The organism is Candidatus Dormiibacterota bacterium, assembly GCA_035544955.1.
Taxonomy (GTDB): domain Bacteria; phylum Chloroflexota; class Dormibacteria; order CF-121; family CF-121; genus CF-13.
In genome coordinates, this window is sequence record DASZZN010000010.1 from 1 (window position 1) to 8,279 (window position 8,279).

At 64.8% G+C, this 8,279-nt stretch carries 9 protein-coding genes; 8 read left to right on the forward strand and 1 reads right to left on the reverse strand.

The window, feature by feature from the left end:
* The coding region (locus VHK65_03920) for an Ig-like domain-containing protein (GenBank protein ID HVS05297.1) at window positions 1-3,169 on the forward strand (3,169 nt) is incomplete at its 5' end.
* 37 nt (window positions 3,170-3,206) lie between these two features.
* On the opposite strand, the gene VHK65_03925 is transcribed toward VHK65_03920, so the two are convergent.
* Window positions 3,207-3,710, reverse strand: coding sequence for a hypothetical protein (locus VHK65_03925; protein HVS05298.1), 504 nt, complete (start codon window positions 3,708-3,710; stop codon window positions 3,207-3,209).
* 44 nt (window positions 3,711-3,754) lie between these two features.
* On the opposite strand from VHK65_03925, the gene VHK65_03930 reads away from it, so the two are divergent.
* The 7 genes from VHK65_03930 to VHK65_03960 form a co-directional block, all read left to right on the forward strand.
* Window positions 3,755-4,372 carry a hypothetical protein gene (locus tag VHK65_03930; protein HVS05299.1) on the forward strand — a complete coding sequence of 206 codons (618 nt, stop codon included), beginning with the start codon at window positions 3,755-3,757 and terminating at the stop codon, window positions 4,370-4,372.
* A 79-nt stretch (window positions 4,373-4,451) separates the two neighbouring features.
* Window positions 4,452-4,811, forward strand: coding sequence for an NADH-quinone oxidoreductase subunit A (gene ndhC / locus VHK65_03935; GenBank protein ID HVS05300.1), 360 nt, complete (start codon window positions 4,452-4,454; stop codon window positions 4,809-4,811).
* A 17-nt stretch (window positions 4,812-4,828) separates the two neighbouring features.
* A complete protein-coding gene (locus tag VHK65_03940; protein HVS05301.1) occupies window positions 4,829-5,335 on the forward strand; it encodes an NADH-quinone oxidoreductase subunit B family protein in 507 nt (168 codons plus the stop codon).
* Window positions 5,336-5,344: 9 nt separating this feature from the next.
* Window positions 5,345-5,842 (forward strand): NADH-quinone oxidoreductase subunit C, encoded by a 498-nt coding sequence (locus tag VHK65_03945; protein ID HVS05302.1) that lies wholly within the window; start codon window positions 5,345-5,347, stop codon window positions 5,840-5,842.
* Between the two features lie 94 nt (window positions 5,843-5,936).
* The gene (gene nuoD / locus VHK65_03950; protein HVS05303.1) at window positions 5,937-7,079 is read left to right on the forward strand and encodes an NADH dehydrogenase (quinone) subunit D; all 1,143 of its coding nucleotides are present in this window, start codon (window positions 5,937-5,939) and stop codon (window positions 7,077-7,079) included.
* Window positions 7,079-7,627, forward strand: a complete 549-nt coding sequence (locus VHK65_03955) for an NAD(P)H-dependent oxidoreductase subunit E (protein ID HVS05304.1) — start codon at window positions 7,079-7,081, stop codon at window positions 7,625-7,627. The genes nuoD and VHK65_03955 overlap by 1 nt, the downstream gene beginning before the upstream one ends.
* A partial coding sequence (locus VHK65_03960) for an NADH-quinone oxidoreductase subunit F (GenBank protein HVS05305.1) occupies window positions 7,627-8,279 on the forward strand: 653 nt, incomplete at its 3' end. The genes VHK65_03955 and VHK65_03960, both read left to right, overlap by 1 nt.

An 8,279-nucleotide genomic window follows, 5' to 3' on the forward strand; every position in this document is an offset into this window, starting at 1 on the left:
GCAGGGCGCCGTCGTCAAATCACTCGGCGGACCGATCACCATCAACGGCGGGAACATTACCGCGACCGGCTTGGCAGGGGGTTCGCCGACGAGCAACAACGCCATCTTCACCAGCCTGAAAGACAATCCGAGCGCCCCCAGTTTGCCGGTTGACCGCTCGGATGCGGCGGCCGTCTCGTGTCCCTCGGTCCTGGTCTCTGTGTGCAGCCCGGGGCCAGGCGACTGGGGAGGGTTGGTGATCACGAGCAACGCTGCCGGCCTCAAAGGGACCGGTGCCATCACCTACGGGCTGATCAATTACGCGAACACCGGTATCTCGCTCGATAGCGGGCCCATCCCTGCCAACCCCGAGCTCGTTCCGGACAACTTCCGGTTGAAGGTTACGAACACCACGATCAAGAATGCCAGCAAGGACGGCGTCAACAGCCTCGATACACCCTTCTCGGTGGATGACGGGACGATCCAAAACGTCGGAGCCAACGGGATCGTCGCGAGCTTCTTCAGCCCAGCCAACTGCTCATCGACCCCAGGAACGTGCGTCCGGCTGAACGTCACGAATTCTCAGATCGATGGCACGGGTAAGGACGGCATCATCGCCAACGGCCTCTCCGGACAGCCGACCGTCATCAGCAACAACACGATCACTGACGCCGGCGCCTACGGCATCCGCCTCGTCGGCGCCGACCAGCTGACCCTCACGACCAATCACGTGCGCAAGTCGGCGCTGCCGCCGCCGACTGCACTTCGCTACCCAGCCATCTATCTGAACAGCGTCAAGGCCGACTTCGAGACGAGCGGTACAGGCGCCATCATTCAGGGAAATACCGGAAAGTGGACCGGACTCGATGCGATCGTCTTCCACGGGGAGGCGACGAAGAAGCTCAGCTGGATCACGGCCGTCGCCGCCTCCGCGACCGATGTGACGTTCGGCTATCTCCTCGACGGCCCGCTGGTCGTCGATGGTGATCTGGTGACAACCGAAGGCGACATCGTCAAGATCATGAATGGCGGCATCAACATCAACGGCGGCAGCCTTCAGTCAGTGGGCACGACCTTCACCAGTCTCAGGGACAATCCGGGGTTGCCGGCCTGCCACTCCGTCTTCATTCCAGACGCGTGCCCGACGCTGCCGGCCACGCTCGCAGCCGCGACCGATTGGAACGGGATCAATATCGGCGCCGCAGACAGCACGTTTATCAGCAGCAAGGTGCTTTACGCAACCGCCGGCCTCAGCATCATCAACGCGAAACTCGATGTCAGCGGGGCGACCTTCTACAGGCTCGCGGGAACCGCCCTTTCCAGCTCCGGTCCAAACCCGTTGACCGTAACCTGTTCGAGCATCCGGGGAAACGGTACCGGTGTCGCCGCGGACACGGGAAGCGTCAGCCAGAGCGATGTTTACAACAATTCAGTCAATGACCTCGTCGGAAACAGCAACCTTCACGCGAACTATGACTGGCTAGGCGGCGTCGCAGCGAAGATCTCTGGCCCGGTTGCGGCGAACGGCGCTCTCACCGTCCAGCGGCCATCCGCAACCCTGACCCTCACCAGTGACAACCCGATGGCGGCACCCGATCTGTCCGGGGATCCGGCGTACGGCATCGGCAACGTGGCGCTGGCCGCAGCGACGAACCGCCAGATGAACACGTCGGTTGTACCGTTTGCGCAGGGCTTCAACCTGACGACGACGGGTTTGACCAACAACGGCTGGACGACGGATCACAACTGGTCGCCCAACCCGTTCGTTCTTGACCTGGCGCATTTCAATGCCGGGGTGAAAACCCTTACCCTACAGGGCGGCCGCGACTGTGTCCCACCGGAGGTCGACGACGCAGTTGCCAACCTCAACAACCCGGACAGCAACCTCATGACGCCCGCGAGCAAGACATTCAGTGCATCGATCATGCCGACGATGCTGGTTCCCTCGCCGGCCAATGGTGCTTACGGCGGGAAGGCGACGCTTACGGCTCATCTCACGTCCAATGGGGTGGACCTGGCAAACCAGACCGTCACCTTCAAGCTCAACGGGTCGGCCACCGGGACCGCCACCACGGACGGTACCGGTATCGCGACACTTCTCGCGAACCTCGGAACGATTAACGCCGGGTCATACCCTGCCGGCGTCCAGGCGAGCTACGCGGGTGATCCCGACCACTTCTTCACCCCCGCGCCGGCCGCACTGGGGGTCCCGATAACGGCGACCCTGACCGTAACGCAAGCACCCACCACAACAGCGCAGGCGGCCACAACCGCGAGCTCAACGGCCTACGGCCAGGCAATCACCCTGAGTGCCAAGGTGATGACCACCGTCGCCGGCGGCATCGACCCGGGCGGAAGCGACGGGACGGTCGCGTTCACCGAGGGAGCCACAACGTTCTGCTCGGCCGCCCTTGGGACGGGCAGCACGTCCAATGAAGCGGCCTGCACGACCAACACCGTGGCTGTTGGAGCACACAACATCACAGCCGTCTATAGCGCGACGCCCGGCGGCAATTTCCAGAACAGTAGCGCCGCCAGCACGCTCAGCCAAACGGTGAGCACTGCGTCAACCATGACATCGACGGCCGGTAGCGACCAGAACCCCAGTACCTATGGCCAGCTGATCACGCTCAGCGCCACAGTGACGTCGCCAGACCTCAATCCCGGCTCGGGTGACGGCTTGGTCGCGTTTAAAGAAGGTCCGAACACGATCTGCAGCGCCAGCCTGGGAACAGGTGGCGGGATGAACGTGGCGGCCTGCACGGTGAGCACGTTGGTGGCGGCGGCGCACACCATCACCGCGGTCTATACCGCCTCAGGTGGCAACTACCAAGACAGCACCGCCGCCGCGACGCTCAGCCAGGTGGTCAATCCGGCGGCAACCACAACCGCGACCGCCGGCAGCGACCAAAACCCCAGCGCCAACGGCCAAATCATCACACTGAGCACCACCGTCACCTCGACATTCGCCAACCCAGGCATTGGTGCCGGAACGGTCGCGTTCATGGAAGGCGTTACCACCCTCTGCAGCGCAGCACTTGGAACAGGGAGCGCAAGCAACCAGGCGTCCTGCACCATCAGCACCCTGACGGTAGGGAGCCACATCATCACCGCGGTCTACACGGCAGCTGGTGGCAACTATCAGAACAATACCGCAGCGGCGACTCTGACCCAGACCGTCAACCCATAGATCGCGAGCGCCTGGGCGGTGAGACGACTGCGCGAGCCTATGTATCGATTTGCATCGGCTGCCAGAGCAGCTGATAGCCCCCGGGCGTCAGCCAGTCGCGGACTACCAGCGCGCCCGCGGCGACCATGCAGGCGTTCATGACGCGGCGCCAGGACTCCTCTTCGTACGCCGTCGACATCATGCGGATGATGGCCTCGGCCTCCGCATCGGGCGGCAGCCGCTCATCGACGACCGTCGAGCTGGCGGGTTCCGGCCGCGTCGACGGCTGAAACGCGCTCGCATCGGCGACCAGCTGGGCGGTGCGCATCGCGTCGTAAAAGGCGGACTCTGATCCAGGGAAGACGTCACTCTTGGCGATCCGCGTCGCCGCCTCGAGGGCCTGGAAGTATTCCGGGGATTGCTTAACCTCGAGGTCGGGTATCGCGCCCACCCCGGGGGCTGCTTTGGCCACCCGCTCCCACTCATCGGGCGTCAGCCGGCGGAGCCGCTCGAACAGCGCCTCGACCTCGGCGGTGTTGGGCCCGAACCTCTCGTCGGCCACGTGACTTAGAATACGCGCGATTCCATGACTGTGGGAGATTTCTCATGCCCGTAGTCCAGTGGGTCGTCAGCGTGGGCGACACGGTGGAAGCGCGCGATGGTGAGCTCGGCGTGGTGCGGGAGATCTTTGACGGCCCGCCGCAGTCCGCGCAAGCGCTCTTCGTGTCGACCGAGCCCTACATGCGGGTGGTGCACCCCGGCCAGCCCGACCTCTTCATCCCATTCGAGGAAATCGTCGACGTCAGCGACGTCAAGCAGCGCGTCTATCTGAAGCGCTGGCTGCGGGAAATCAACGCCCTGGGCTGGACCCGCGACCCGCGCAAGCCCGGGGCGGCGGCGCCGTACTTCCCAAAGCCGGCCGCGGCCCCCTCGGCCGCCTCGGCCAAGCCGGATGCCAACGGCGGTGTCCCACCGCGCCCTCTGGTGGGTAGCGGGGCCTGGTCCCCCGGCGGGGCCGCGCCGCGGAACGAGCCCGGCAAGGGATTTCGGATCGGCGATCGGTTCAAGCCGGGCGATCCCATCCCAGTGGCGGGCCAGTACACGTGCACCGTGTGCGGTTTCCGCAAGCATTCCCGCCAATTTCGGGAGGAGAATCCGGATGGTCGGTTCCCTCCGCCGCATCACCCGGGCGCGCTCTGGGAGCTGGAGGACCTGCGCCCATAGGGCGTTGACCTGATTCGAGCGCCGGCAATCAATCGGCCGTCTGTATTCAGAAACCTCTTTGCTAGACTAGCCGCGTACCGTGCTGAGCGACTACTTTCCCTTGCTCATTTTTCTTGCCGCGGTCTTCGTTTTCGGCCTCATTGCGCTCTTCTTTCCACCCTGGCTGGCCGGCCACCGGGACTCCGCGGCCAAAGACCTGCCTTACGAGTCGGGCATCGTGCCCCGCTCGGGCGCCCGGCGCAAATTCGCGGTCAGCTTCTATCTGACCGCCATGCTCTTCATCATCTTCGATGTCGAGGCGATCTTCATCTACCCCTGGGCGGTCATCCTCAAGGGGCTGGGCTGGTTCGGGGTTGCCGAGATGGCGGTCTTCGCTGCCATCCTGCTGGTCGCGCTGATCTATGTCTGGCGAAAGGGAGCGCTCGAATGGGGGAACTGACGCTTCGTCCAGGCCCGATGCCGACCGGTCGCGCGGCTGGACCTACGCCGCTCAATGCGCTGGGCGACAACGTGCTCACCACCACGCTGGACCGGGTGATCAACTGGGGTCGGTCGAGCGCGATCTGGCCGGCGCTCTTCGGTCTCGCCTGCTGCGCCATCGAGATGATGGGAACGGTGGGCCCGCGGCATGACCTGTCGCGCTTCGGGTCGGAGCTCTTCCGCGCCTCGCCCCGCCAGGCCGACCTGATGATCGTCTCCGGGCGGGTGTCCATCAAGATGGCGCCAGTGCTCCGCCAGATCTACGACCAGATGCCGGAACCCAAGTGGGTGATTGCGATGGGTGCGTGCGCCTCCTCCGCCGGCATGTTCAACAACTACGCGATCGTCCAGAGCGTGGACAAGATCGTGCCGGTCGACATCTACGTCCCCGGGTGCCCGCCACGGCCGGAAGCCCTGATCGATGCCGTCGTCAAGCTGCAGCGCAAGATCCGCGGCGAGCCGCTGGTCAAGCGCCCCGCCTGACGCCCGCTGATGCTCGTCGAGAACCTGGGCAGCCGCTTCAAAGAAGCGCTGCGAGAGAGTTCGGACTTCCGCGGCGACCTGAGCATCGTGGTGGACCCGAGCGCGGTCGTCGACGTCGCCCGCTACCTGCGGGATGAGGAGGGCTTCGATTACTTCCTCTACGCCACCGCCGTGGACTGGCCGGCCCGCGATCCTCGGTTCACCGTCGTGTGGGAGGTGCGCTCGCTGGCGAACAAGACCCGCATCCGTATCAAGACGACGGCTGCGATGCCCGAGCCGCATGTGCCCACCCTGACCGAGATCTGGCCGGCCGCGAACTGGCACGAACGCGAGACCTGGGACCTGCTCGGGATCAAGTTCGACGGCCACCCCGATCTGCGCCGGCTGCTGATGCCGCAGAGCTGGGAAGGCCATCCGCTGCGGAAGGATTATGTCTCCTTCGGCGAACCGGTCATCTTCAGCGACCAGAAGCTTGAAGGGCTGGAGCCCGACGCGATCCGTGGCTGAAACGCGCATTGCGCAGGAACCGTTCGGCCCCGGCCCGGCTCCCGAGCCGTTCGGCCCGGAGCACGAGCCGCCGACAGAATGGATCGAGCTCAACATGGGCCCGCAGCATCCGAGCACGCACGGCGTTCTCCGGGTGCGGCTGAAGCTTGACGGCGAGGTGGTGCGTGATGCCGACCCGGACATCGGGTATCTCCACACCGGCTTCGAAAAGTCCTTCGAGGAGAAGACCTACACCCAGGGCATCACCTTCAGCGACCGTATGGATTACCTGGCGCCACCAATCAACAATGTCGGGTTCGTGATGTCCATCGAAAAGCTGATCGGCGTGGAGGTGCCGCCGCGGGCGCAGGCGATCCGGGTATTGATGATGGAGCTGGCACGGATCGCCAGCCACGAGCTGTGGCTGGGCACGGCCGGTCTCGACCTCGGCGTCTACTCCGGCTTCTTCTACGCCTGGCGTGACCGCGAGCTGGTGCTCGACCTGAACGAGTCCTATTCGGGCGTTCGCATGATGACCTCTTTCACCCGGGTCGGCGGCGTCGCCTGGGACCTGCCCGAGGGCTGGCTCGACCAGCTCCAGCGATTCATCGACGTCATGCCGGGCCGGATCGACGACTTCGAGGCGATGCTGACCGACAACCCGATCTGGCACCAGCGCCTCGAGGGGATTGGCGCCCTGTCACGCGAGGATGCGATCAGGACCGGGGTGACCGGGCCGATGCTGCGAGCCTCCGGCGTCGACTACGACGTCCGCAAAGCCTTCCCCTACTGTGGCTATCAGCAGTACGAGTTCCAGGTGCCCCTCGGCACGAACGGCGATTGTTATGACCGCTACCGGGTTCGCGTCCAGGAGATGCGCGAGAGCCTGAAGATCTTGCAGCAGGTCATTGACAGCCTTCCCTCGGGCCCGTGGCTGACGAACGATCGCAAAGTCGCGCTGCCCCCCCGGAGCGAGTTGAGCAAGAGCATGGAGTCTGTTATCCACCACTTCCGGCTGGTGAGCGAAGGGTTCAAAGGCCCGGTTGGTGATGTCTACGCCTTCGTGGAGAGTCCGCGAGGTGAGCTCGGCTTCTACCTCGTCTCCGACGGGACGAACAAGCCGTACCGGATGAAGGTCCGCCCGCCCTCGTTCTGCAACCTCCAACCACTCAAGAAGCTGGTACAGGGTGTCCTGCTGGCCGATGTCATCGCCATCATGGGCAGCATGGACTTCATCCTCGGGGATGTGGACCGCTGATGGCGCTGGCGAAGCCGACCGTCGAGGAAATCAGGGTGCGGGCCGCGCGCTACCCGTCGAAGCAATCGGCCATCATCCCGGCCCTCTGGGCGGTGCAGCACGAGCAAGGCTACGTCACCAAAGAGGCGATGGGTGAGATCGCGCAGATCCTCGGCCTGCCGCCGTCGCTGATCGAGGCCACCGCGTCCTTCTACTCGATGTTCCTCACCCGGCCGGAGGGCCGGCACGACGTCGTGATCTGCGTCAACGCGCCCTGCATGCTGCGCGGCGCCGACGAGATGGCCGCCTACCTCGGGCAGCAGCTGGGTGTCCGCGATGGCCAAACCACGAAGGATGGGGCGATCACCTGGCATTCGACGATCGAATGCCTGGGGGCCTGCGGCGGCGCGCCGATGATGCAGGTCGACCACCACTTCGAGGAGGACCTGACGCCGGAGCGGATCGACGCGATCATCCATCGGCTGCGGACCGAGCTATCGCCGCTCGACGCAAAGCCCGAGAAAGCGGCCGTCGCCGCGCGGCCGAGAGGGAAGAGGACGCAGAACTGATGGGACTCAAGCCAGTCCTCACCAAGGACTTTCACACCGAGAATCTCGAACAGCTTGCGGTCTACGAACGGACCGGGGGCTACACCGGCTTCAAGAAGGCGCTCGAGATGCAGCCCGACGAGCTGGTCGAGCTGGTCAAGAAGAGCGGACTCCGCGGCCGTGGCGGCGCCGGTTTCCCGACGGGCAACAAATGGAGCTTCCTGCCCAAGGGCGTCTATCCACGATACCTGGTCTGCAACGCCGACGAGAGCGAGCCGGGCTGCTTCAAGGATCGCTACCTGATCGAAAAGAGCCCGCACCAGGTGCTCGAGGGGATCCTGATCGCCAGCTACGCGATCGGGTGCAACCTCGCCTTCATTTATATCCGCGGCGAGTACCTGCCGCAGCACGAGGCGCTGGAGGCCGCGATCGAGGAGGCCCGCCAGGCGGGGTACCTCGGCAAGAACGTGCTGGGCAAGGGCTACGAGATCGACGTCATCCTGCACCGCGGGGCAGGCGCCTACATCTGTGGCGAGGAGACCGCGCTGCTGACCTCGCTCGAGGGCTATCGCGGCGAGCCCCGGCTCAAACCGCCCTTCCCGGCGATCAAGGGCCTCTACGGCAAGCCAACGATCATGAACAATGTCGAGACGGTCTGCAACCTGCCGCACAT